We start from the raw sequence: 23,716 nt of genomic DNA on the forward strand, positions 1-23,716 counted from the left end.
AAGCCAGTAAACTGACTATGTAAGCGCTTTTCTAAAAGCATTTCATAGGGGGAACTAGAGATGGAACAGACATTTTTGATGGTCAAACCGGATGGCGTAGAACGTGGATTGATTGGGGAAATCATTGGACGGATCGAACGCAAAGGATTCATCATTCGTGAAATGAAAATGATGAACGTCACAGAAGAGCTAGCAAAAGCACATTACGAAGAGCATGCGGAGAAACCGTTCTTTGGAGAGTTGGTCACTTTCCTCACATCGGGTCCTGTCGTTGCACTTCGTGTCGAGGGTGCAGACGTCGTTGCCGTCTCGCGTTTGATGATCGGAAAAACAAAACCACTTGAAGCAGCACCTGGAACGATCCGTGGTGATTTCGCGAACACGATGAGTGAGAACGTTATCCATGGTTCAGATAGTGTCGAGAGTGCGGAGCGTGAGCTTGCCCTCTGGTTTCAAGGACAGCCAGTCAACGCGTAATACGTGAATAGAAAGACAACGGGGAAGGGATTCGATTTGATCGAATCCCTTTTGTCGTGTTCTTGTAAAACGGAATGACCCAATTGTCGAATTGCTTTTTGGAATGCCTATAGCTTTATGCTACTATAGAAAATAAGTTGAACCGGTCATGGAAATGACCATTCGATATCGAGAGTGAGCGAGGTGTGCCAATTGGAAGATTATGAACTTTTTATTCAACGATTCAAGACCAAATCAGGGATTGATCTCGGTCAGTATAAAGAAGCACAGATGAAGCGGCGATTGACGGCGTTACGTGACAAAAAAGGATATAGTACATTTGCTTCTTATATGCAGGCAATGGATAAGGACACATCGTTATACGACGAGTTTTTAGACCGAATGACGATCAATGTAAGTGAATTTTTCCGTAATCCGATTCGTTGGCAACAATTGGAACAAGATATCTTACCGATCCTAGAGTCGCGAGCACATGGACGAATCCGGACGTGGAGCGCAGCTTGTTCGACCGGAGAAGAACCATACTCTCTCGCGATGATTTTAAGTGAACGGCTCGATCCATCCGCCTTTACGATTCAAGCAACGGATTTGGACGAACTCGTCCTTGAAAAAGCCAAGCTTGGTCGATACGGAGCTTCTGCATTGAATGAAGTCGTCGAAGCGCGTAAAAAGAAATACTTCATCGAGCAAGAGCAAACGTTCGAAGTCGTTCCGGAAATCAAACGACTCGTTCGTTTCAGTAAACATAATCTGTTAGGAGACCGGTACGATACGGGATTTGATTTAATCATCTGCCGCAACGTACTGATTTATTTTACAGAAGAAGCGAAAGCGCACGTCTATCGTTCGTTCGTCGAGGCCTTAAAGCCAGGCGGAATCCTATTCGTTGGTGGGACGGAACAAATTTTCCAACCCGAACGGTTTGGATTAAAGATGAAACAGAGCTTCTTTTACGAAAAAATCGGTTGAACAGGAAGGGATGAAGCGAATGCGTTACATGACAGCAGGAGAATCACACGGAAAAGGGTTGACCGTCATCATCGATGGGATGCCAGCAGGACTCACGATTGATTTCGAAGCCATCCAGCGTGAAATGACACGTCGCCAAGGCGGATACGGACGCGGACGACGCATGCAAATCGAACAGGATCAAATCGATGCACGTGGCGGGATTCGTCATGGATACACGACGGGATCACCGATCAGTTTATTCATCGAGAATAAGGATCATACGCACTGGACACAAGTCATGCAAGCGGAACCGCTCGAAGAACAATTGGAGCGCCCGCGGACGTTGACGCGTCCACGTCCCGGACATGCGGATCTCGTTGGTGGATTGAAGTATGGTCACCGCGATTTACGCGATGTACTAGAACGTTCTTCCGCTCGTGAAACGGCAGCACGTGTTGCCGTCGGCGCCTTCGCTAAACAATTACTGCATGAACTCGGGATTGAAGTGTTTTCGCACGTACGGTCGATTGGTGGCATCGATGCACCGTGGAAGGATCCCGTCGAACATCAGGAAACGATTGATGCTTCACCCGTTCGATGTGCTGACGAACAAGCAGGACAACGGATGATGGAAGAAATTGATGCGGCCAAAAAAGAAGGGGATACACTCGGCGGTGAAATTGAAGTCGTCGTGACGGGCATGATGCCAGGCGTCGGATCCTTCACCCAAAACGATTTAAAGCTCGACAGCCGGATTGCGCAAGCTGTCATCAGCGTCAATGCGATGAAATCAGTCGGTTTTGGTGACGGATATGAACTCGGTCGTCGCAAGGGGAGTACCGTCCAAGATGAAATCGTCCATGATGCATCCGGCTATCATCGGCGGACGAACCATCTAGGCGGAATCGAAGGCGGGATGTCGACAGGCATGCCGATTCGCGTCCAAATTGCGATGAAGCCGATTCCGACGCTCTATCGTCCACTGCAATCGGTCGATATCGAGACGAAGGAAGCATTCACAGCACAAATCGAGCGAAGTGATGCCTGTGCCGTTCCGGCCGCATCGGTTGTTCTAGAAGCCGTCGTCGCGTTTGAGATTGCGGTCGCTATCCTTGAAATGTTCGGGACATCGACACTCGATCGCCTTCAGGCTGCCGTCGCTGCTTATAAAGAGGAGGTTCGGACGTTTTGATCGAATTTGATATCCGGTTGAACACGTCATATCCAGTACTTATCGGAAATGGGGCATTAGCCCGGTTATCGCATCTTTCCGCGCTGAACGAGGCGGACCGCATCTGGGTCATCACGGATGAAACGGTACATCACTTGCAGATGGATCGATTGCAGGCTGCATTAGCGGATGCATCGCCGTCGATCGATGTTCATATCAGCATCGTTGCGCCTGGGGAGAATAGTAAGTCGCTTGCCGTTTATGGCGCTCTACTCGAAGAAGGGGTTCGGTATGGGATGACACGTCATAGCCTGATCCTTGCGTTCGGTGGTGGAATGATTGGTGATTTAGCGGGATTCGTCGCGGCAACCTTTTTGCGCGGCATCCCGTTCATTCAAATTCCGACGACACTGTTAGCGCACGATTCAAGTGTTGGTGGAAAGGTTGGTCTCAACCTCTCCCTCGGTAAAAACTTAGTCGGTGCATTTTATCAGCCAAGTGGTGTCGTATATGATTTAACGCTCCTTCAGACATTACCAGACCGGGAATGGCGAAGTGGCTTCTTTGAGTTAGTCAAGCATGGGTTCCTTTCGCGACCATCATTTGCGGATTCGTTACTCGATATTTCGCTGGATGCTGTCAAAGGACTCGATTTAGAAGACTGGCTCGCACGGGGGATCAATGTGAAACGGGATATCGTCGAACAAGATGAGACGGAGCAAGGGATGCGTGCGTTCTTGAATTATGGACATACATTTGGTCATGCCGTTGAATATGCAAGTCCTGGTCTTGCGCATGGCGAGGCCGTAGGGATCGGACTTGTCTTCGTCAAGTTCTTGGAAGGAAATGACGAACAGGCGAAGCAGCTCGGGCAATTGCTCCACCGTCTTGGGACGGAATTGCCGGATCGACAATCGTTTAAGACATACCTTGAACTGATGCGTCGTGACAAGAAGAACCACCAAGCAACGATTCGATTCGTCCTTGAAAAAGAAGGACGCTTTATTTTAGAAGCGATCAGCGAAGAACGATTGCGCCAAGCATTCAATCAAACAGTGAGGTGTCTAGAATGGGCTTAAGAGGAACAGTACAAGTACCAGGTGATAAATCAATGACGCACCGCGCATTTCTGTTCGGTGGAATCGCCGAGGGAACGACACGCGTCAGAAACGCACTTGAAGGGGCCGATTGTCTTGCTTCACTAGAAGCGATGCAGGCGCTTGGTGCACAAATCGATCGAACACCAACGGAAATTCGGATCACCGGAACGGATACGTTCCAAGAAGCGACGATCGATTGCGGAAACTCGGGGACGACGATTCGGCTCTTGAGCGGTATCCTAGCAGGCGGTCAAGCGACGTATGCACTCGATGGCGACGCTTCCTTACGTAGACGTCCAATGAAACGAATCACAGAACCGCTTGCCTTGTTCGGAGCGGACATCACAGGTGAGACAGCGCCGCTTCATATCACAGGAACGCCGCTTGTCGGAACGACGTATACGTTGCCAGTTGCAAGTGCACAAGTGAAAAGCGCCGTGTTGCTCGCAGGTCTGCATGCGACGGGTGAGACGACGGTCATCGAGCCGATCCTGTCACGCGACCATACGGAACGGATGTTGCCGCAATTCGGCGTTGACGTAGCGATTGATGAGCGCGAGGATGGTCGGCACATTCGTGTTCAAGGTCCTGTACGCTTACGAGCAACGTCACTCGACATTCCAGGTGATCCATCGTCAGCAGCGTTTTGGTGGACGGCAGCAGCAATCGGGCAGGATAGTCGCATCACGACGACCCACGTCTTGATGAATCCAACACGGATCGGTTTTTTACAGACGTTACGCCAGATGGGTGCAAGTGTCGAAATCAATCATCGCTCAGAAGACGGTGGAGAGGAGACGGCAGATGTGACCGTCGAGACGACATCATTACAAGCAATCACGGTCGAAGGTGATCAGATTCCATCCTTGATTGATGAGATCCCACTACTCGCTTTGCTTGCGACGCAAGCGGAAGGACGAACGATCATTCGCGATGCACAAGAGCTTCGTGTCAAGGAAACGGATCGGATTGAGACCGTTGTGACGGCATTACAGCGCCTTGGAGCGAACATCGAGGCAACGGATGACGGCATGATCATCGAAGGACCGACACCTTTGCAAGCAGCGGAAGTCGACAGTGCAGGTGATCACCGGCTCGCGATGATGTTGACGATCGCGGCGACGATCAATCCAGAAATTATGGTTCATGGACGCGAAGTAGTTGAAGTCAGCTACCCAACGTTCTATGATGATTTAAAGAAACTTCAATCCGACCAATCTGAGTAAGCAATAGGCGGATGACAGAAAGTGGGGCGTTTGCCTTGAATGAACAACTATTGAATGGCATCATCGAAGAATTAGAACATGGTCACACCTCAGAAGCGTTAGCAGCATTAGAAAAACTCGAAAAGACAGGAACGGATGAGGACCGCCTCGCCGTTGCCGATCTCTATATCGAACTCGGTTTGTCTGACCGGGCGGTCGATCTCTTGGCGCCGCTTTACGTCGAATATGCGGGTAACGCGGGAGTCGCCTTGTTACTAGCAGAGTGTTATATCGATTTGGATCGCGAAGAAGAAGCGATCTCCGTCCTCGAACAGGTCGACACAACAGACACGGAACATGGTCCACGTTCTCTCGTATTACTCGCTGACCTCTATCAGTCGCAAGGTCTTGACGAAGTAGCGTTAGCGAAGCTGAAGGAAGCGCGTAACCTTGCACCGGACGAACCGTTACTAGCATACGGTTTGGCTGAGCTCTACATGACGCTCGGTGCGTTTGATCAGGCGGTACCGTTATTCGCCGAAATCGCGGAGCGACCAGAGTTACGTGCTGAATTGCCGCTCGATGCCCTTTACGCGGAATCACTCGCGATGACAGGACAATTTGAAGATGCGATTCCACTGTACGAACGTGCTGTCGCAGAACGCTCCGACCTGCATACGCTGTTTGGTCTTGCGATGACGGCTCACCGTGTCGGTCAACATCAAAAAGCGGTCGAGACATTCCAGCAATTGATTGCACAGGATCCTGACTATACGTCGGCGTACGTACCATACGCGGAAAGCCAAGCCGAACTTGGTTTGACAAAAGAAGCACTGAACGTCATCAAACAAGGAATGGAGCGCGACGATTACAATGATGAGTTGCGGACGATGGAAGCCTTGTTCCTTCTAAAACTCGGCGATCGCGCTGGAAGCGTCCAAGCGCTACGTGAGGCGCTTGCCTTGAATCCGGAATCGATCGTCGCAGCGGAACGTTTGCTGTCGTTACTCGCTGAAGACGAGGACCACGAAGCGATGATCGAGACGATCTCTGCCATCGAAGAACACGTCACGGCTCCGATTCTAACATGGTACCGGGCACGCGCTTTGTATGCCTTAGAGGAATACACACAAGCGATGGAGAATTATGCGATAGTCGAAGGTGCATTCACGGAAGATGCGCTCTTCTTGAAAGAGTACGGATTTGCACTCGTCGAGGAAGGACGGCGTGAAGAGGGACAACGTCTTCTCCGCCGCGCTGCTAAGTTGACACCAGAAGATAACGAACTCGTCGACTATGTTGAACGAATGGATGGATGACTTCACGGGAGAAGGGAGTAGGATTGAGATGATAGAGAGAAAGCAGCGATTCTTACGCCGCATCTTGACCTATTACACGTTAAAGCGACGGGAAGCGAAATGGATCATCGATTATTGGCTGCGTAATGAGGCAAAACTCGAGCAAGTACACTTCGTCCAAAATGCGACCTTCGCTCCGAAGGCAATCATCATGACGACATACGGGTTCGATGCGGAACCGTTTCTCTTCAAAAAAGGGGATGTCACAACGTTAGATCCAGAAAAAGCGTATCATGACATCCGCCTGACCTCGGAAGATATCTATATCGAGTTGAACTTCCAAGGTATGATGATGGATGACGAGTATTTGTCTTTACTAGAAGAAAATCCGTTTCGCCCAGAAGTTGCTGTTGAACCGCGCTTAGCGGATGAAGCGACACATTTCATCGCGGTCACGGTCAATCGGCAGGAAGAAGAACGTTTAGTCCGCTTGATTGATGAAGCGCTGGATGCACGCGATCAACATCGCTTCCACTCTCTTTCCGAACAGTTACGGCTCGTTCGAAGTCAACTTCCTTAACAGAAGGACTCTATTGCCCAGCAGAGGTAGTAGGGTCCTTTCGTATGTGAAGATTTGTGCAAAATATGAAGAAAAATAGAGTGGAATTTCATAAAACGTTCACATTAAGTGAGTAGGAGGAAATGCGGATATGATACATTAAATGTGACGAATTGTAAGTACGAAGAAAGGGGGAAATGACTTGCGTTTCAAACCATCCGACGTACAGCGGACACGAAGCGAGCAAGCGTACATCGATACGCTGATCGTGCCTTTGCTTCCGGTCGGTTTCGATGAGGCGATGCATGCTTACGCGGAATGCGCAGACATGACATTGACGGTGGCGTCCGAAGTCGAACGCCAGCTATCCGGACGGGCGTTGCTCGTTCCTGCTCTGACCTATATCGATGCACCGACGATCGAACAGTTGGAAGGATGGCGTCAAGCGGCTGCTTCCGGGCAATTCCGTTTCATCACCTTCATCACGGCTGATTTAAGATGGAAGGAGACTGCCGCCGAAGAGATTATCTACGTGCCACGTCTAGCTCTTGAGACGATGAGTCGTGACCAACAAGGTCAGATGGTCGGGAATTTTGTAGGACAAGTTCTCGAACAATTAGGAAACCGTTGGACCGCGCTATGAAGCGGTTGACGCAATGATTTTATTAAGATACTATTACCATGTGAGAAATTTGTGTGAAGTACTGTCGTCTTGGGGCACAGCGTACATCACAAGGGGGGATCGAGATGGCTCAAAACGGGTCTAACGTAACACGTCGTCAGTTCTTGACGTATACATTGACAGGCGTCGGCGGTTTCATGGCGGCGACGATGGTCATGCCGATGGTCAACTTCGCAGTTGATCCAGTCCTGAAGAAATCAGGAGCAGGCGATAAAGTAAAAGTAATGAAGTTGTCGGATATCACGACAGAACCAAAACGGGTCGACTTCAAGAAACAAACGCAAGATGCATGGTATGAGTTCGAAGAAACGTTGTCAGCTTGGGTGTTCAAAGATGATAAGGGAGAAATTTTAGCCCTCTCACCAATTTGTAAACACTTAGGTTGCCAAGTCAGCTTCGGTTCAGATCCGACGCACCCGGAGCAATTCTATTGCCCATGTCACTTCGGTCGGTACACGAAGGATGGCGTCAACGTTCCAGGAACGCCTCCGACGAAACCACTCGATGGTTATGAAATGCAGCAGAAAGATGGTTTCCTCTACCTTGGTAAACCAGTCGAAAGAGGTGCGTAAGCGATGATGCAAAAAATCTATGATTGGATCGATGAGCGCGTTGACATTACGCCGCTCTGGCGAGATATCGCCGACCATGAAGTACCGGAGCACGTCAACCCGGCACATAACTTTTCAGCTTTCGTTTATTGTTTTGGCGGATTGACGTTCTTTACGATCGTCATCCAGATTCTTTCGGGGATGTTCTTGACGATGTATTATGTACCGGACATCATCAACGCACACGCGTCCGTCTACTATCTTCAAAATGAAGTCGCACACGGACAAATCGTTCGTGGTATGCACCACTGGGGTGCGTCGGTCGTTATCGTAATGTTGTTCCTACATACATTACGTGTCTTCTTCACTGGTTCATACAAGAAACCACGTGAATTGAACTGGGTCGTCGGAGTTCTCTTGTTCTTCGTCGTCTTAGCTCTCGGTCTGACAGGATACCTATTGCCTTGGGACATGAAAGCGTTGTTCGCGACAAAAGTTACGATTCAGATTGCTGAAAGTATTCCGGTCATCGGTGGTATCGCGAAGACCCTCCTTGCGGGTGGAGAAATCGTCGGCGCAAGTACAATCGCTCGATTCTTTGCGATTCACGTCTTCTTCCTTCCTGCAGCATTGTTCGTCTTGCTCGGGGCCCACTTCATGATGATCCGTAAACAAGGGATCTCTGGACCACTTTAAACCGACTATCATCTAGACAACAAAAAAGGGGGAGAACACGATGCATCGTGGTAAAGGAATGAAATTCGTCACCGATTCACGGGTGTCGATCAACAACCGGATGCCGAACAAGTCGAAAGACTACTCGGAATATCCAGGTCGAACGGAAGCGTTCTGGCCAAACTTCTTACTTCGCGAATGGATGGTTGGAGCGGTCTTCTTGATCGGCTTCATGACACTGACAATCGTAGAAGCAGCACCACTTCAAAACATTGCCGATCCGACGAATACGTCGTACATTCCACTTCCGGACTGGTACTTCCTATTCCTCTATCAGCTCTTGAAATACCAATTCGCTGCAGGTCCATACATCTTGATGGGAACGGTCATTCTCCCAGGTCTTGCGTTCACAGCACTTCTCGTCGCGCCATGGCTCGACCAAGGTCTTGAACGCCGTCCTGCGAAACGTCCGATCGCAGTCAGCATGATGCTCCTCGCAGTCGTCTCGATCGTCTTCTTGACTTGGGAATCTGTTCAAACGACTCACTGGGATACAATCCATAAACAAGGTGAGTTGACGATGAACGAAGGACCAGAAATTGATACAGCGGCAAAAGGATACGAAATTTATTCGAATCAGTCATGTGTCAACTGTCACGGTAAAAACCTCGAGGGTGGAGCAGCAGCTCCGGCACTCGTCGGTACGAAGAAGACAGAAGAAGAGATTTATGAAATCGCAGATAAAGGGATCGGTTCGATGCCTGCTGGTCAGTACAAAGGATCAGATGCGGATCGTAAAGAACTCGCGAAATTCATCGCTTCATACGGTGAAGGCGGCGAAAACAATAAATAAGCCAAAAGCCGGGGGAGCAATCCTCCGGCTTTTGTCGATGATGAGGTGAAACGATTGCAAGGTATTTTGACATTACTCCGACATAAAGCCGTACTCTGGATTGTCGGGTTGATCAACTTAACAGGCACATTATACGGTTACTACTGGTATGAACCACAACTTGCGACATCGAAGTGGTATTACTACCCATTTATTCCGGATAGCCCGACAGCATCCCTGTTCTTTACGATCATCGTCTTTCTCTGGATTTTCGGACGACGTTCCCGACTATTTGAAGCGCTCGCGTTCGTGACATTGATCAAATATGGGGTCTGGGCAGTCGTCATGAATGCGTTGATGTTGAATCAACTCGGAACGGAGGATCCAATCTTAACAGCAATGGCACTGATGTTGATGGTGTCGCACGGAGCGATGGCATTCCAGGCGTTGTTATACAGTCCGCTGATGACGTTTCGCGTCAAGGAGCTTGTCCTCGTCGCCATCTGGGTCATTCACAACGATGTCGTCGATTACGTCCTTGGTCAGTGGCCGCGTTACCCAGCGCTTGCAGAGCATATCCAGTGGATCGGCTATGGCTCCTTCTGGTTGACCGGATTGTGTCTTTTGATGGGATATCTGCTTGTCGCGCGCGATTCAATTGACAATAAGATCACTTGAACATAAAATAGACCTATAATCAAAAAAAGAAAGGAACGATGTCTCGTGGCAAACTATTTGATCTATCTCGCGATCATCATCATCGTCCCGATCTGGGCTCAGATGCGGGTGCGGAGCACCTATAAAAAATATCAAGATGTTCCGATTCAGAGTGGGGTGACGGGAGCGCAGGTCGCCGACTTCATCATGAAGCAGAACGGGATCACGAACGTTCGTCTCGAGCCGATCGGTGGAACGATGTCCGACCATTATGATCCAACGAACAAAGTCGTTCGTTTATCGGAAGACGTCTATTACGGTTCGACGGTCTCAGCCGTTTCGATCGCAGCACACGAAATCGGTCACGTCATTCAAGATGCGACGGATTACAATATGATGCGTGTCCGTCACCGGATCGCACCTGTCGCGTCAATCACATCGAACTTATCGTTCCCGCTGTTGTTGATTGGTCTGTTCGCTGGTTTCAGTGGTCTTGCGATGCTTGGTGTTGTCTTGATGCTCGGTGCCGTCATCTTCCAACTCGTCACGTTACCGGTCGAGTTTGATGCCTCGAATCGAGCGATGGCGCAGTTGACGGAGCATGGTATCATTGATGCCGAAGAAGAACGTGGTTCACGTCGTGTCTTGAACGCAGCGGCTTGGACGTACGTCGCAGCAACACTCGTTGCTGTCGCCGAGTTCCTTCGTCTCGCACTGCTCGTCTTCAACCCGTCAAGTGATGACTAAAATGAAAAACACGGATTGCTCGTTTGAGCGATCCGTGTTTTTTTACGTTTCTTTGATTGGGACTCGATTTTCGTCGAACGTGAATCCTTCTCCCGTTACTTCATAGACATCATGCAACGTGATGAAGGCGTGCTGGTCGACACTTTTAACGAGCGTCTTCAAGCGATTGATCTCATTGCGAGCGACGACGACGTACAATACTTCGAGATCTCGTCCAGAGTAACCGCCTTTTGCGATTAGACGGGTCGTGCCACGATTCATCGTCGCATGAATGCCGTCGGCAATCTCCGTCCGGTGATCACTGATGATCATCGCTGCTTTACCGGCATACGTGCCCTCTTGCATCCAATCGATGACGCGGGCACCGACGTAGACGGCAAGTAACGTATACATTGCCTGCTTATAATCGAGATACGTCAAGGATGCGACGATGACGAAGAAATCGAAGATCAAGAATGTTCGACCGATCGACCAACCGAAGTAGCGTTTCGTCAAACGCGCGATGATATCGACGCCACCTGTCGTACCACCGTTGTTGAAGATGATACCAAGACCAACGCCGATGAATACACCGGCAAAGAGCGCCGCAAGCACCATATCGTCGCGCAGATCGATGACGAGTGGGGAATATTTGGCAATCAATCCATACCAGAAGGAAAAACTAAATGTACCGATCAACGTGTAGACGAAGGTCGTCCGACCAAGAATTTTATAACTGACGAAAAAAAGTGGAACATTCAATACTAAGTTCGTGATCGATGGTGATAACCCGAACAGCCCTTTTAGAATCAGCGTGATTCCGGTGAAACCGCCTTCTGCTAACTCATTTTGAACGTTAAAATGATAAATACCAAAAGCAAAGATGAACGATCCGACTAAAATCCAGAGGATGTTCTGGATCCGAATCGGAAATTGGAATGGAGGTGCCATTTCCGTATGCTCCTTTCAAATCAAGACTCTTTCTCTAGGGTAACGGCACGGTCGGAAAAAGACTAGCTTTTCCTATGAAAATCAGTCGAAAAGTGATCAGTATGGTCATTCCGATTGATATTGCTTAGAATAGAGACGAATAGAAGTCATAAAGAGAGTGTGGTTTTATCATGAAAAAAGCAATTGGGATTCTTTGTTATCCATCCGTCGGCGGGAGTGGGGTCGTCGCGACGGAGCTCGGTATGAAATTAGCGGACCGTGGACATGACGTCCACTTTATTACGTCGAGCATGCCGTTTCGCCTGACGGAATATCGACCAAACATCACGGTCCACTTGGTTGAAGTCAACCAATATTCCGTTTTTAAATATCCACCATACGACATTACGTTAGCGTCAAAAGTCGCAGAAATCATTGATTTATTCGATCTCGATGTCATCCATGCCCATTACGCCGTTCCGCACGCGGTCTGTGCAGATCTCGGACGAAACATGGCAAAGAAAAAAGGCGTCGCCGTCGTGACGACGTTACACGGAACGGACATCACCGTCATCGGGCAAGACTTAGAGATGCAACCGGCCATTCGGTACGGTATTGAACGGTCAGACGCGGTCACGGCCGTCTCCGAGAGTTTAGCGCTTGAGACGAATGCGACGCTCAATGCACACTACGACATCGATGTCATTGCGAACTCGATTGATGAGAGTGTCTATTATCCGATGCGGGATGAACGCTTGAAGCGGCATTACGGCATCGAAGCAGACGAAGTCGTCGTCATTCATATCTCGAACTTCCGACCGGTCAAACGAATTGATGATACGCTTGCAGCGTTCGCCATTGCAGCGAAAGACCGGAAGATGCGTCTGTTGCTCGTCGGGGATGGTCCAGAGATGGGACAAACGAGACGTCGCGCAAAGGAACTCGGCATTTACGACAAAGTGATCTTTGCAGGTAAACAGGAACACGTCGCGCAATTGCTCGCCATTAGTGATATTCATGTCCTGTTGTCAGAAAAAGAAGCGTTCGGGCTCGTCGTCCTTGAGGCGATGGCAATTGGGGTCCCGAGTGTCGTCTCGACAGCAGGTGGCTTACCGGAAGTCATCCAGGACGGCGTCACCGGATATATCGTTCCGACTTACGATGTCAAAATGGCTGCGGCACGAATCGGTGAACTCGCAGATGATCCGATGTTACGGGAACGGATGGCAGAAGAGGGCATTCGCGACACGCGTCGACGTTTTGATTCGAATGAGATCGTTCGTCGTTATGAACAAGTCTATGAACGGGTGTGTGCGCGTCATGAACTTGCTTGAAGGGGCACATCATATCATCCAGACGATCGAGGAGGCCGGTGGTGAAGCGTATATCGTCGGTGGTGCCGTTCGTGATATGTTGCTCGACCGGACACCGGGAGACTATGATTTAGCGAGCTCGATGTTACCGGAACAGATCATCGATTTATTCCCTGTCGTCATTCCGACAGGACTCGAGCATGGAACCGTGACGGTCGTTCTCAACCACGTGCCGTACGAGATCACGACGTTCCGCTCAGAAGCAACGTACAGCGATCGCCGGCGACCGGATGTGGTGACGCTTGGCGTTAGTTTAGAAGAGGATTTAACCCGGCGTGACTTTACGATCAACGCGATGGCACTCAGACCAACGGGTCGCGTCGATCTGTTCGGAGGAGCGCATGACATCGAAGAGCGAATTATCCGGACGGTCGGCGAACCAGCTGAACGTTTTAATGAAGATGCGCTTCGGATGATGCGGGCGTTCCGCTTCATGAGCCAACTGGATTTCTCGCTTGACGAAGCAACTGAACAAGCAATCGTTAAACTCGCTCCGCATCTAGCGGCCGTTGCGATTGAGCGGATCGCGATCGAGTTCGAGAAGCTCTTACTTGGTCCTGGAAAACAGCAGGCGTTACAGGCGATGCTCCGGACAGGAATCGAACGCTACCTCCCCGATATGACTTCAGAAATCGTCAAAGGGCTCGCGCAGCAGTCGTTTCAGGGTGTCTCAAAAGATGCCGTCTGGACACTCGTACTCGATGCCGGTCTTGCGAAAGATCAATTGACGCGCTGGAAACGATCGAAACATCAAGTGCAGCTCGCAACGCGTTTAACACCTCTGTTACACCGACCATTACAGGACTGGGATCGTTATCAGTTGTCGGACGAGGAACTGATGATTCTTCAGGAAATGACCGGAACGGATTATCCAGAGCGATCAGACTTACCGATCCGCAGTCGCAAAGAGCTCGCTGTCGACGGAAAAGACATGATCCACCTCGGTCTTCAAAAACAACAGATCAAGGAAGCACTTTTGCATTTGGAATACAGTGTCGTCACGCGTGCTTGCCCAAACGACCGCGTGACATTACTGAAGGAGGTAGATCGATGGCGCACTCAGTCCGAGAACAAATCTTGATCGCACTTCGTCAGCGGACGTGGTACTCCGGACAGGAATTAGCAGAGACGTTAAATATTTCACGTACCGCTATTTGGAAACATATGCAAACCCTAAAGGAAGAAGGGTACCAAATCATCTCGAATAAAAAACAAGGCTATCAATTAGTCGATGAAGGCGACTTGCTGACGCCGATTGCCATTGAACAATGGTTAACGACAGCGCGTCTTGGTCGCCACATCCTTCATTTCGAAGAACTGGACACGACGCAGCGGATTGCACATGAGCAAGCGCAACAGCAAGCGCCGGAAGGAACACTCGTCGTATGCGATCACCAGACGAATGGACGCGGACAGCTAGGGAGAACGTGGCATGAAGCGAAAAATGAAGGCATCGCGATGAGTCTACTCGTCCGACCGGATGTACCGATGCACCAAGCAGGTCAATTAACGCTCGTAGCAGGTATTGCACTTGCCCAGTCTCTCCGGACATTCGATGTTCCGGTTACGATTAAATGGCCGAACGATATCTTGATCAACGGTCGTAAAGTGGCAGGCATTTTGACGGAAATGCAGACCGAGGCGGACCGAATCAGTTCAGTCATCATTGGCATCGGGATCAATGTGCATCACGAGCAGTTTCCGGAAGGGATTAAAGATCGTGCTACCTCGCTCGTCCGAGAATCAGGAAGGAATTTCCGACGTGCGGAGGTCGTCGCGACTTTTTTGAATCGATTTGAACGACTATACACACAATGGCTCGAGCTAGGGTTCGGATCTTTCGTCTCCGAGTGGGAAACACTCGCAGATCGTTTACATGAACGAGTGACGCTACGGACACGTCAGATGACCGCTTCCGGAACATTGCTTGGTATTGACGAGACGGGCACGATTCGGATTGAGACGGAAACGGGGGAGACCCGTTTCCATTCGGCAGAGCTGATTTACTGGGAAAAAGAATAAAGGTTTGAATCAGACGGTTTGCAGAGAGCTTTTCCCGTCATGTATAATAAAGCCACGGATGGTATCCGCTTGCCGGAACCATACCGAATTGACAGGTGCCAGTTTTAGCTGTTTCAACTGCCTTGATCTTAACGGACAGGGACAGAAGGACGATATTCAATTATTCCGCCTTCTTTTCCGCATGCATTTATTTTGGAGAAGAAGGCGTTTTCCTTTTGTCCTCCCTACACACGTAAGGAGAGAACACGATGCACACAATGGGTCCATTACTCAAAAAACAACAAGCTGGAGAGAAGCTCGTCATGTTGACGGCGTATGATTATCCTTCAGCAAAACTTTCGGAGGCAGCAGGAGTTGATATGTTGCTCGTCGGCGATTCCCTCGGGAACGTCATCCTCGGCTATGACTCAACGATTGCTGTCACGGTCGACGACATGGTTCATCATGCGCGCGCGGTACGCCGCGGCGCACCACAGACGTTCATGATCGTCGATATGCCGTTCGCAAGCTATCACGGTTCATTTGATCGCACGCTTGAATCAGCAGCGCGTATCTTCCAAGAATCGCAGGCAGATGCCTTGAAGCTGGAAGGGGCAGGGGAGATTTTAAAGACGATTCGTCGTTTGACGGACGCTGGGATGCCTTGTGTCGCGCATCTCGGATTAACACCACAATCCGTCGGTGTCCTTGAAGGATTCAAAGTCCAGGGGAAATCACTAGAAGCAGCCGAACAACTGATTGCAGACAGTTTGGAAGCAGAGCGTGCCGGAGCGAAGATGCTCGTCCTCGAATGTGTGCCGCATCCGCTCGCGAAACGGATTCAAGAGCTCCTCTCGATTCCGGTCATCGGCATCGGTGCCGGTGCAGATGTCGCCGGCCAAGTACTTGTCTATCACGACATCTTGACGTATGGTGTCGGTCGTTTACCGAAGTTCGTTAAAGCGTATACGGATTGGAATACTTCAGGAACGGAAGCCATCGCTGCTTACGTCAAAGACGTCAAAGCCGGTGCCTTCCCTGAACTAGCACATTCGTTCCAGATGGACGAAGAATTGATTGGTGCGCTTTATGGAGGGACTAAAGAATGAAAATCATCCAGGACGTCCAGACGTTACGCGAATGTTTAGCGGGAGCCGGTTCAATCGGTTTTGTACCGACGATGGGATTCTTGCATGAAGGGCATGCCTCCTTGCTCAAACAAGCACGACAAGAGAATGATGTCGTCGTCTTGAGTATTTTCGTCAACCCGACACAATTCGGACCAAACGAAGATTTGGATCGTTATCCACGAGACGCGGAACGCGATCAGAAGATCGCGGAGGCAGAAGGGGTCGATTATCTGTTCTATCCGACGAACGAGACGATGTATCCGCTGGATATGGCCCGTGTTACGGTCCGCTCCGGTGATGATGTCTTATGCGGTGCATCACGACCAGGACATTTTGATGGAGTCTTGACGGTCGTCAGCAAACTATTGAACGTCGTCCGTCCAACCCGTGCATATTTCGGTTTAAAGGATGCACAACAGCTCGCATTGATTGAAGCGTATGTCGCGGATTACTTCGTTCCGGTTGAGATCGTCCGTTGCCCGATCATTCGCGAAGCGGATGGTCTAGCGAAATCGTCACGTAATGTCTATCTATCGGAAACAGAGCGGGCGCAAGCACCGGGAATCCAGCAGGCGTTGCAACAAGCGAAACAAGCACTCGATCAAGGGGTGCCTGTTGAAACGGTTCTCGAGCGGACGCGCAAAGCACTTCAATTCGAAGGGACGACGATCGATTACGTCGAAGCCGTCGACTATCCATCACTACGACCCGTTACGGAACAAACGACGACGATTCTCTTAGCTGTCGCCGTGCAATTTGCATCGGCACGCTTGATCGATAATTTACTATATACGAGAGGAGCATGACGATGTTACGCACATTCATGCACGCTAAACTACACAAAGCCCGGGTCACCGAGGCAAACTTACACTACGTTGGTTCGATTACGATCGATGAGGATTTACTCGATGCTGTCGGGATCCTTGAAAATGAAAAAGTCCAAGTGACGAACAATCAGAACGGTGCACGGATTGAAACGTATGCGATTAAAGGTGCTCGCGGTTCAGGTGTCATCTGTTTGAACGGTGCGGCAGCTCGCCATTTCCAAGTCGGAGATGAGGTCATCATCATGGCGTACGCGCAACTATCGACGGAAGAAATCGCGACACATGTTCCAAAAGTGGCTGTTCTAAATGAACAGAACGACATCAAACAAATGTTGTCTCAAGAAATCGCCCACACGATCTTATGAAATTTTAGAGACCCGATCATGTCAGCGGGTCTCTTTTTTTGTTAAGATGAAGAATGAGATGCCATCCGGTCATGGAGAGGATGGATAAAAGGTGGAGGATCAGTGTTGAAGAAAAAGTACGTCGTAGTCGACCTGGAAACGACAGGTCATTCCATAAAGGCTGGCGATGAGATGATTGAGATCGGCATGGCGGTCATTGAAGATGGACAGTTGACAGAACAATTGTCTGCCTTCGTGCGTCCGACCCAACCGATTCCTCCATTCATTTCCCAGTTGACGGGCATCACGGATGAGGATGTCAAAGAGGCCGAGACATTCGATGTCATCGCACCGCGTGTCTTATCATTGCTCGATGGTGGTGTCTTCGTCGCACATAATGTGCAGTTCGATTTAAACTTCTTAAACGATGCGTTAGAAGAGGAAGGATACTTGCCATACACAGGTCCTGTCATTGATACAGTCGAACTCGCACGAATCTTACTTCCGACAGCAGAAAGCCACGCGCTGTCGCATCTGTCAGAGTCATTACATCTTGCCCATCAAGAAGCGCACCGGGCAGGGAGTGACGCTTCGGCGACGGCTGAATTGTTGCTTGAACTACTCAAACGACTACATACGTTGCCGCTTGAGACATTGAAGCACTTAAGACGGTTATCACCACGCCTGTTCAGTGCCGTCGAAGAGGAAATCGACCATGCGATTCGCTCGGTCGGTATCGAAGAGGATGGACGATTCGATCGTTTTCGAAAAATCGCTTTGAAAAAGCGCCAGACGATCGAACGCTTGTCGCATCCGCCCGTTCTTGAACCGTTCGGACCATTCGTTGATGAATTGAATGCCGTGACGTTCCCTCGTCTATTCGAAGGATATGAAGAGCGACGTGGGCAGCTCGAGATGATGCGTCACGTCTATCAATCGCTCGATCAAGAAACGCCGTTACTCGTCGAAGCGGGAACGGGAACCGGGAAATCGCTCGGTTATCTTGTTCCGGCAGCGCATTACGCGCTCGAGCATGAAGTCCCAATCGTCGTCAGTACGCACACGATTCAGTTGCAGGAGCAACTGTTCGCCCGTGATTTACCGCTCTTGCGTCAGCTGTTCGATGCACCGGTCCAGATTGCATTGCTTAAGGGACGAAGTAACTATATTGATTTACGGAAATTTGAATTTTTCTTGAATGATCAAGAGGATGCCTATAACTTCACGCTCGCCAAAGCGATTCTGCTCGTCTGGTTGACGGAGACGGAAACGGGAGATTTAGAAGAAGTCAGCTTACCAGGCGGTGCAGCGTAAGGCAATATCGGGATCAAACAGTTGATCCAGTCTGATAGCCAATCGCAGCTCGGACGATTTGATCCGTGGTACAGCCGGGACTTCTTCCAACATGCGATTCGCCAAGCAAAGGATGCGACGATCATCGTCACGAACCATGCCTTGTTGTTTAGTGACCTGCAGTTCGAAGCAGGGGTCTTACCGAAAGGAAGTCCGTTGATTCTTGACGAGGCACACCAAATCGAAGAAGTCGCGAGCCATCATTTTGGTCTTGTCTTTGATGGACATACGTTTGATCGTCTGTTCCGACAACTCGGGTATTCATCTGACAAAAAATTATTACACCGCTTGCTCGATTTGTCGGAAGAATGGGACATCGCTGAGATGGTCGAAGCCCATAGTGAGACGGTCGATGAGGCGCTGACGACGTTGCTCGAAGAGGCAGACGGTCTATTGATGATCATTCAAGCGTATGGGCTTGAACTGGCTTCCCGCAAAGCACGACGGGAAGGAATGGTCAGCATTCGCTTCAAGCGACTCGACCGTTCGATGCGTGCCGTCCAGGAAAGTGCCAAGCGGGTTGAATTGGTGTTGCGGCGTTTGCGTCAAGCAATCCGGGCGATTCATAAACTGTTCCATGAACACCGGGAGCAGATGAGTTATCGCGAGCGTTCGCTCGTCGCAGATTTAAAAGCGATCACGTCACAAATCGAAGAAGCGGAGCTCGCCATCTTCGAGACGATGCTTGCTCCGCACGACGACACGGTATCTTGGATTGAAACGTCCGTTAAGAATCGAAAACTGACACGGGTCTACACACAACCAATCGACATTTCAGAGCGACTGCGTCGCGATGTCTTTTCGAAACGGACGTGTATCCTGACGTCTGCGACGTTGACTGTCTCGAATAAGTTCCAGTTCATTGAGAACCGTTTAGGGCTCGATGCGTTTGAGACACGTCGTTTCGTCGTTCCATCGCCGTTCGGATATGCTGATAACGTGCGATTGATGATTCCGACGGATCTTCCACTCCTACAGGACGTACCATTGCCGGAATTCGCAGAGACGATTGCGGAAGCCATCTTACAAATCGCAGAGGTGACGGAAGGACGGATGCTCGTCTTATTTACCTCAAATGATTTACTTCGACTGACGCATGAAGCGACGAAGCCGTTACTACCTGACCGGTTTACGTTACTCTCACAAGGGGTCACGCAAGGTTCACGGCAACGACTGATGAAACAGTTTAAGCAACTCGACGCCTGTATCTTGTTCGGAACGGCTAGTTTTTGGGAAGGAGTCGATATTCCGGGAGATGATCTCAGTTGTCTTGTCATCGTCCGACTACCGTTCGCGCCACCGGACCAACCAATCGTTCAGGCACGCTCGGAACGGATCGAGAAACTCGGAAAATCATCATTTTTCGAATACAGCTTACCGCAAGCGATCATTCGCTTTAAGCAAGGCTTTGGCCGCTTGATCCGGACGACGAACGACCGAGGTGTCGTCTTCGTACTCGATCGCCGGATCGAGACGACGCGTTATGGAAAACGGTTCGTCACGAGTCTGCCGAAAGTACCTGTTTTATCAAAACCGCTTGATGAACTGACGGCAGAACTAGAATTGTTCTTGAATGATGGCGATTGAGTCTATTCAGATAAACCCTATCGCATTATAATAGATAGAGAAAAATGAGGGAGGACATACAGATGGATTCAAAAATTGAAACACTTGCGACCGTCAAAGTGAACCGCCATGACGATACGTATAAAATCGTCGACTTGTTGAATCGGACACTGAAAACGGAAGATTTAATGTTCGGTCTTGCTCTCGATGAAAAAGACAAGGAGCAGATGGTCTTTACCATCTACCGCACATGAAGTGGAAAATCACGCTTGGTCTGCTAAGTGCACTCATCCTTTTGACTGTACTTGGCACCGCCGTTTATCAGGTGACGATCGCTGAGGCAAAAGACCGGGAACAGAGCGTCGCCGAACAAGCAGAGGCGCGTCTGAAAAAAGAACTCAAACCGACGGACGTCCGGTTCGAATCTGTCTTTAACGGGAAACGTCAATATGTCGTTTTTAAGATGAAGCAGAACGGACAGGCGGTACGGGCGTTCGTACCGAAAAAAGGAACGATTGAGACACGACCAGTTGCTGATGGTATTGCCATCAAAACGGTCATCGCAGATCATCCGGAACTAGGAGACATCGTTTCTGCTAAGTACGGCTTTGAGGATCGTGCTGTCATCGAGATCGTTTCAAAGACGACGACAGGCTATGATTATTCGTATTACACGTATCAAGAAGGTTCTTTCATCAAACGATTACGAATCAAGTAAAGGGAGTGGGCGACATGTTATCGAAACGCGTACGACAATTGACACCATCTACGACGCTAGCCATCACAGCGAAAGCCAAGGCACTACGTGAAGAAGGTCAAGACATCATCGGTTTAGGTGCGGGAGAGCCCGACTTCAATACACCGGAATTCATCATCCAAGCAGCATTCGAGGCAGCAGAAGCGGGCGATACGAAGTATACGCCGTCCGGCGGAACGGTTGCCTTGAAGGATGCAATCATCGAAAAGACACGCCGTGACTTATGGATGCCATACGAACGCTCAGAAGTCATGGTCGCTTCAGGCGCAAAGCATGCACTATCAACGTTGTTCCAAGCGATTCTCGATCCAGGCGATGAAGTCATCGTCCCGGCACCATACTGGGTCAGTTATCCAGAGCAAATTAAACTCAGTGACGGCGTGCCGGTCATTTTAGAAACGGACGAAGCGTCTCGCTTCAAAGTGACACGGGAATTGCTCGAGCAACACATTACCCCAAAAACGAAAGCACTCGTCTTGAACTCACCATCGAATCCGACAGGAATGGTCTATTCGAAAGAAGAGCTCGAGATGGTGGCAGATGTTGCGATCAAGCACGATCTACTCGTCATCAGTGACGAGATTTATGAAAAGTTGCTCTATAACGGTGCGACACATATCTCGATTGCGTCCTTGCCAGAGATGCGCGAACGGACAGTCATCATCAATGGTGTCTCGAAGTCCCATGCGATGACAGGCTGGCGGATCGGATATACAATCGGACCGAAGGAAATCATCTCAGCGATGACGAACTTAGCGAGCCATTCGACGTCGAACCCGACATCGATTGCGCAAGCGGCATCGGTTGCTGCGTATGCAGAAGGTGATGCACCGGTCGAAGCGATGCGTGTCATCTTTGAAGAACGACTTGAAAAAATCTATGCACGACTCATTGAAATCGAAGGATTGACGTGTCTGAAGCCAGAAGGGGCATTCTACTTGTTCCCACATGCAAAGCAAGCTGCCGAGATGTGTGGATTCGATAATGTCGATGACTGGTGTACAGCTGTTTTATCTGAAGCGAAGGTCGCCTTGATTCCAGGTTCAGGATTTGGTGCACCGGACTATGTCCGCCTATCTTACGCGACGGATCCGGCACGTGTCCTAGAGGCACTCGACCGGATTGAAGGATTCATCACGGCACATACAGCCGTTTAATAGAGAGAGGATGTTGACTGTTGAAAGCAATGATTCGAGATGTAAACAAATTTGTAGGAGAAGAAGTGACGATCGGGTGTTGGTTAGCAAACAAACGCTCAAGCGGTAAAATCGCCTTCCTCCAACTTCGGGATGGCTCTGGATTCATGCAGGGTGTCGTCGTCAAAGAAACAGTCGGCGAAGACTTGTTCAAACAAGCAAAAGGCTTAACGCAGGAATCATCACTATGGGTGACAGGTGTCATCAAATCAGATGGCGGTCGGACAGCGATCGGTCATGAAATGGAAATTTCAAAAATCGAAGTCATCCATGAAGCGATCGATTATCCGATCACACCAAAAGCACACGGAACAGACTTCTTGATGGATAACCGTCACCTCTGGTTGCGTTCAAAGCGCCAGCATGCGGTCATGGTCGTTCGGAACGAATTGATTCGTGCGACGTACGAATTCTTTAACCAAGAAGGATTCATCAAAGTGGATCCGCCAATCTTAACAGGTAGCGCACCAGAAGGAACAACAGAATTGTTCCACACGAAATATTTCGATGAAGATGCGTACCTTTCACAATCGGGTCAGCTTTACATGGAAGCGGCAGCAATGGCACTTGGAAAGGTCTTCTCGTTCGGTCCAACGTTCCGTGCTGAAAAATCAAAAACACGTCGTCACTTGATCGAATTCTGGATGATGGAGCCGGAAATGGCATTCCACGATCACGAGATGAACCTCGAAGTCCAAGAAAACTATGTTTCGCACCTTGTGCAATCGGCACTGAAGAACTGTCGTGCAGAACTTGAATTGCTTGGACGTGACTTGACGGTCCTTGAAAACATTAAAGCACCGTTCCCGCGCGTCAAGTACACGGAAGCAATCGACATGCTCAAGGAGCAAGGATTCGACGATATCGAATTCGGCGATGACTTTGGTGCACCACACGAAACAGCAATCGCAAACAGCTTTGCACGTCCTGTCTTCATCACGCACTGGCCAAAAGCAATCAAACCGTTCTACATGAAAGAAGATCCGGAAAACCCAGACTTCGTCTTGTGTGATGATTTGATTGCCCCTGAAGGATACGGGGAAATCGTCGGTGGTTCACAACGTGAAGAAGATCATGAAAAACTCCTCGCAGAGATGAAGAAACATGGTCTTGACGAGACAGGTGCTTATAAATGGTATCTCGAAACACGTCAATACGGTTCTGTTCCACACAGTGGCTTCGGTCTTGGTTTAGAGCGGACAGTCGCTTGGATCACAGGTGTCGAGCACGTTCGGGAAACGATTCCGTTCCCACGTTTGCTGAACCGCCTCTATCCATAAGCAGTAAGGAAAAACATCGACCCATCGTCTCGACGGGTCGATTTCTTGTTTAGACTAGAGAATCGAGGAAATACG

General features: G+C 49.6%; 26 protein-coding genes. 25 read left to right on the forward strand and 1 reads right to left on the reverse strand.

The features are described 5' to 3' along the window. Positions 1 to 60 precede the first annotated feature (60 nt). From ndk to ITJ88_RS05020, 13 genes are all read left to right on the forward strand, one after another. Positions 61 to 477: a nucleoside-diphosphate kinase gene (ndk, locus tag ITJ88_RS04960; protein ID WP_023468639.1), complete on the forward strand. Its 417-nt coding sequence runs from the start codon at positions 61 to 63 to the stop codon at positions 475 to 477. Between the two features lie 192 nt (positions 478 to 669). Beyond that, on the forward strand, positions 670 to 1,446 hold the full coding sequence (locus tag ITJ88_RS04965; RefSeq protein ID WP_023468638.1) for a CheR family methyltransferase: 777 nt from the start codon (positions 670 to 672) through the stop codon (positions 1,444 to 1,446). Between the two features lie 19 nt (positions 1,447 to 1,465). After that, positions 1,466 to 2,620, forward strand: a complete 1,155-nt coding sequence (aroC, locus tag ITJ88_RS04970; RefSeq protein ID WP_195865513.1) for a chorismate synthase — start codon at positions 1,466 to 1,468, stop codon at positions 2,618 to 2,620. Continuing rightward, positions 2,617 to 3,678: a 3-dehydroquinate synthase gene (gene aroB / locus ITJ88_RS04975; RefSeq protein ID WP_195864811.1), complete on the forward strand. Its 1,062-nt coding sequence runs from the start codon at positions 2,617 to 2,619 to the stop codon at positions 3,676 to 3,678. The genes aroC and aroB overlap by 4 nt, the downstream gene beginning before the upstream one ends. Beyond that, entirely contained in the window at positions 3,669 to 4,925 is a 1,257-nt protein-coding gene (gene aroA, locus ITJ88_RS04980; RefSeq protein WP_195864812.1) for a 3-phosphoshikimate 1-carboxyvinyltransferase, read from the forward strand. Before aroB ends, aroA begins: the two co-directional genes overlap by 10 nt. Positions 4,926 to 4,936: 11 nt before the next feature. Beyond that, complete coding sequence (locus ITJ88_RS04985; protein WP_230088528.1) at positions 4,937 to 6,223, forward strand: tetratricopeptide repeat protein; 1,287 nt, start codon at positions 4,937 to 4,939, stop codon at positions 6,221 to 6,223. 28 nt (positions 6,224 to 6,251) lie between these two features. Continuing rightward, complete coding sequence (locus tag ITJ88_RS04990; protein ID WP_029342003.1) at positions 6,252 to 6,782, forward strand: ReoY family proteolytic degradation factor; 531 nt, start codon at positions 6,252 to 6,254, stop codon at positions 6,780 to 6,782. Positions 6,783 to 6,963: 181 nt separating this feature from the next. After that, positions 6,964 to 7,404 (forward strand): DUF2487 family protein, encoded by a 441-nt coding sequence (locus tag ITJ88_RS04995; protein WP_195864813.1) that lies wholly within the window; start codon positions 6,964 to 6,966, stop codon positions 7,402 to 7,404. Between the two features lie 104 nt (positions 7,405 to 7,508). Continuing rightward, entirely contained in the window at positions 7,509 to 8,015 is a 507-nt protein-coding gene (locus tag ITJ88_RS05000) for a ubiquinol-cytochrome c reductase iron-sulfur subunit (RefSeq protein WP_023468631.1), read from the forward strand. A 3-nt stretch (positions 8,016 to 8,018) separates the two neighbouring features. Then, the gene (gene qcrB / locus ITJ88_RS05005; RefSeq protein WP_012370658.1) at positions 8,019 to 8,690 is read left to right on the forward strand and encodes a menaquinol-cytochrome c reductase cytochrome b subunit; all 672 of its coding nucleotides are present in this window, start codon (positions 8,019 to 8,021) and stop codon (positions 8,688 to 8,690) included. Positions 8,691 to 8,730: 40 nt separating this feature from the next. Further along, positions 8,731 to 9,522 (forward strand): menaquinol-cytochrome c reductase cytochrome b/c subunit, encoded by a 792-nt coding sequence (locus ITJ88_RS05010; RefSeq protein ID WP_058704896.1) that lies wholly within the window; start codon positions 8,731 to 8,733, stop codon positions 9,520 to 9,522. Between the two features lie 45 nt (positions 9,523 to 9,567). Then, positions 9,568 to 10,179, forward strand: a complete 612-nt coding sequence (locus ITJ88_RS05015) for a DUF1405 domain-containing protein (RefSeq protein WP_370567761.1) — start codon at positions 9,568 to 9,570, stop codon at positions 10,177 to 10,179. A gap of 45 nt (positions 10,180 to 10,224) precedes the next feature. Beyond that, a complete protein-coding gene (locus ITJ88_RS05020; RefSeq protein WP_023468628.1) occupies positions 10,225 to 10,905 on the forward strand; it encodes a zinc metallopeptidase in 681 nt (226 codons plus the stop codon). A gap of 42 nt (positions 10,906 to 10,947) precedes the next feature. Here the strand turns inward: ITJ88_RS05020 and ITJ88_RS05025 are convergent, their stop codons facing one another. Next, the gene (locus tag ITJ88_RS05025) at positions 10,948 to 11,835 is read right to left on the reverse strand and encodes a YitT family protein (protein WP_035396836.1); all 888 of its coding nucleotides are present in this window, start codon (positions 11,833 to 11,835) and stop codon (positions 10,948 to 10,950) included. Positions 11,836 to 12,005: 170 nt separating this feature from the next. Between ITJ88_RS05025 and bshA the strand changes: the two genes are divergently transcribed. The 12 genes from bshA to asnS all read left to right on the forward strand — a co-directional run bounded on the left by bshA (position 12,006) and on the right by asnS (position 23,641). Then, entirely contained in the window at positions 12,006 to 13,148 is a 1,143-nt protein-coding gene (gene bshA / locus ITJ88_RS05030; RefSeq protein ID WP_195864814.1) for an N-acetyl-alpha-D-glucosaminyl L-malate synthase BshA, read from the forward strand. Beyond that, positions 13,135 to 14,268 carry a CCA tRNA nucleotidyltransferase gene (locus tag ITJ88_RS05035; protein WP_230088529.1) on the forward strand — a complete coding sequence of 378 codons (1,134 nt, stop codon included), beginning with the start codon at positions 13,135 to 13,137 and terminating at the stop codon, positions 14,266 to 14,268. The genes bshA and ITJ88_RS05035 overlap by 14 nt, the downstream gene beginning before the upstream one ends. Continuing rightward, positions 14,238 to 15,209, forward strand: a complete 972-nt coding sequence (locus ITJ88_RS05040; RefSeq protein WP_195864815.1) for a biotin--[acetyl-CoA-carboxylase] ligase — start codon at positions 14,238 to 14,240, stop codon at positions 15,207 to 15,209. Before ITJ88_RS05035 ends, ITJ88_RS05040 begins: the two co-directional genes overlap by 31 nt. Before the next feature lie 248 nt (positions 15,210 to 15,457). Beyond that, positions 15,458 to 16,297, forward strand: coding sequence for a 3-methyl-2-oxobutanoate hydroxymethyltransferase (gene panB / locus ITJ88_RS05045; RefSeq protein ID WP_050677432.1), 840 nt, complete (start codon positions 15,458 to 15,460; stop codon positions 16,295 to 16,297). Then, complete coding sequence (panC, locus tag ITJ88_RS05050; protein WP_195864816.1) at positions 16,294 to 17,124, forward strand: pantoate--beta-alanine ligase; 831 nt, start codon at positions 16,294 to 16,296, stop codon at positions 17,122 to 17,124. The genes panB and panC overlap by 4 nt, the downstream gene beginning before the upstream one ends. 2 nt (positions 17,125 to 17,126) lie before the next feature. Continuing rightward, entirely contained in the window at positions 17,127 to 17,510 is a 384-nt protein-coding gene (panD, locus tag ITJ88_RS05055; protein WP_029341994.1) for an aspartate 1-decarboxylase, read from the forward strand. Between the two features lie 105 nt (positions 17,511 to 17,615). Next, positions 17,616 to 18,803: an exonuclease domain-containing protein gene (locus ITJ88_RS16245; RefSeq protein WP_230088530.1), complete on the forward strand. Its 1,188-nt coding sequence runs from the start codon at positions 17,616 to 17,618 to the stop codon at positions 18,801 to 18,803. A 21-nt stretch (positions 18,804 to 18,824) separates the two neighbouring features. Continuing rightward, positions 18,825 to 20,429 (forward strand): helicase C-terminal domain-containing protein, encoded by a 1,605-nt coding sequence (locus tag ITJ88_RS16250; RefSeq protein WP_230088531.1) that lies wholly within the window; start codon positions 18,825 to 18,827, stop codon positions 20,427 to 20,429. Positions 20,430 to 20,491: 62 nt separating this feature from the next. Then, entirely contained in the window at positions 20,492 to 20,662 is a 171-nt protein-coding gene (locus tag ITJ88_RS05065) for a YpmA family protein (RefSeq protein ID WP_012370646.1), read from the forward strand. After that, the gene (locus ITJ88_RS05070) at positions 20,659 to 21,126 is read left to right on the forward strand and encodes a hypothetical protein (RefSeq protein WP_195864817.1); all 468 of its coding nucleotides are present in this window, start codon (positions 20,659 to 20,661) and stop codon (positions 21,124 to 21,126) included. The genes ITJ88_RS05065 and ITJ88_RS05070 overlap by 4 nt, the downstream gene beginning before the upstream one ends. Positions 21,127 to 21,140: 14 nt before the next feature. Further along, positions 21,141 to 22,322, forward strand: coding sequence for a pyridoxal phosphate-dependent aminotransferase (locus tag ITJ88_RS05075; RefSeq protein ID WP_195864818.1), 1,182 nt, complete (start codon positions 21,141 to 21,143; stop codon positions 22,320 to 22,322). Between the two features lie 29 nt (positions 22,323 to 22,351). Continuing rightward, on the forward strand, positions 22,352 to 23,641 hold the full coding sequence (gene asnS / locus ITJ88_RS05080) for an asparagine--tRNA ligase (protein WP_195864819.1): 1,290 nt from the start codon (positions 22,352 to 22,354) through the stop codon (positions 23,639 to 23,641). The last annotated feature ends 75 nt before the right edge of the window (positions 23,642 to 23,716 follow it).

Origin of the sequence: Exiguobacterium abrahamii, from assembly GCF_015645365.1 — a bacterium.
GTDB lineage: Bacteria > Bacillota > Bacilli > Exiguobacteriales > Exiguobacteriaceae > Exiguobacterium_A > Exiguobacterium_A abrahamii.

Bases quoted from the DNA above. Each gene is read 5' to 3' on its own strand.
- qcrB (WP_012370658.1), top strand. From the start codon at position 8,019: ATGATGCAAAAAATCTATGATTGGATCGATGAGCGCGTTGACATTACG.
- bshA (WP_195864814.1), top strand. From the start codon at position 12,006: ATGAAAAAAGCAATTGGGATTCTTTGTTATCCATCCGTCGGCGGGAGT.
- aroA (WP_195864812.1), top strand. From the start codon at position 3,669: ATGGGCTTAAGAGGAACAGTACAAGTACCAGGTGATAAATCAATGACG.
- ITJ88_RS05035 (WP_230088529.1), top strand. From the start codon at position 13,135: ATGAACTTGCTTGAAGGGGCACATCATATCATCCAGACGATCGAGGAG.
- ITJ88_RS05070 (WP_195864817.1), top strand. From the start codon at position 20,659: ATGAAGTGGAAAATCACGCTTGGTCTGCTAAGTGCACTCATCCTTTTG.
- ITJ88_RS04985 (WP_230088528.1), top strand. From the start codon at position 4,937: ATGACAGAAAGTGGGGCGTTTGCCTTGAATGAACAACTATTGAATGGC.
- panD (WP_029341994.1), top strand. From the start codon at position 17,127: ATGTTACGCACATTCATGCACGCTAAACTACACAAAGCCCGGGTCACC.
- aroC (WP_195865513.1), top strand. From the start codon at position 1,466: ATGCGTTACATGACAGCAGGAGAATCACACGGAAAAGGGTTGACCGTC.
- panB (WP_050677432.1), top strand. From the start codon at position 15,458: ATGCACACAATGGGTCCATTACTCAAAAAACAACAAGCTGGAGAGAAG.
- ndk (WP_023468639.1), top strand. From the start codon at position 61: ATGGAACAGACATTTTTGATGGTCAAACCGGATGGCGTAGAACGTGGA.
- ITJ88_RS05025 (WP_035396836.1), bottom strand. From the start codon at position 11,835: ATGGCACCTCCATTCCAATTTCCGATTCGGATCCAGAACATCCTCTGG.
- ITJ88_RS05010 (WP_058704896.1), top strand. From the start codon at position 8,731: ATGCATCGTGGTAAAGGAATGAAATTCGTCACCGATTCACGGGTGTCG.
- ITJ88_RS04990 (WP_029342003.1), top strand. From the start codon at position 6,252: ATGATAGAGAGAAAGCAGCGATTCTTACGCCGCATCTTGACCTATTAC.
- ITJ88_RS05065 (WP_012370646.1), top strand. From the start codon at position 20,492: ATGGATTCAAAAATTGAAACACTTGCGACCGTCAAAGTGAACCGCCAT.
- ITJ88_RS05040 (WP_195864815.1), top strand. From the start codon at position 14,238: ATGGCGCACTCAGTCCGAGAACAAATCTTGATCGCACTTCGTCAGCGG.
- panC (WP_195864816.1), top strand. From the start codon at position 16,294: ATGAAAATCATCCAGGACGTCCAGACGTTACGCGAATGTTTAGCGGGA.
- ITJ88_RS05075 (WP_195864818.1), top strand. From the start codon at position 21,141: ATGTTATCGAAACGCGTACGACAATTGACACCATCTACGACGCTAGCC.
- ITJ88_RS05000 (WP_023468631.1), top strand. From the start codon at position 7,509: ATGGCTCAAAACGGGTCTAACGTAACACGTCGTCAGTTCTTGACGTAT.
- asnS (WP_195864819.1), top strand. From the start codon at position 22,352: ATGATTCGAGATGTAAACAAATTTGTAGGAGAAGAAGTGACGATCGGG.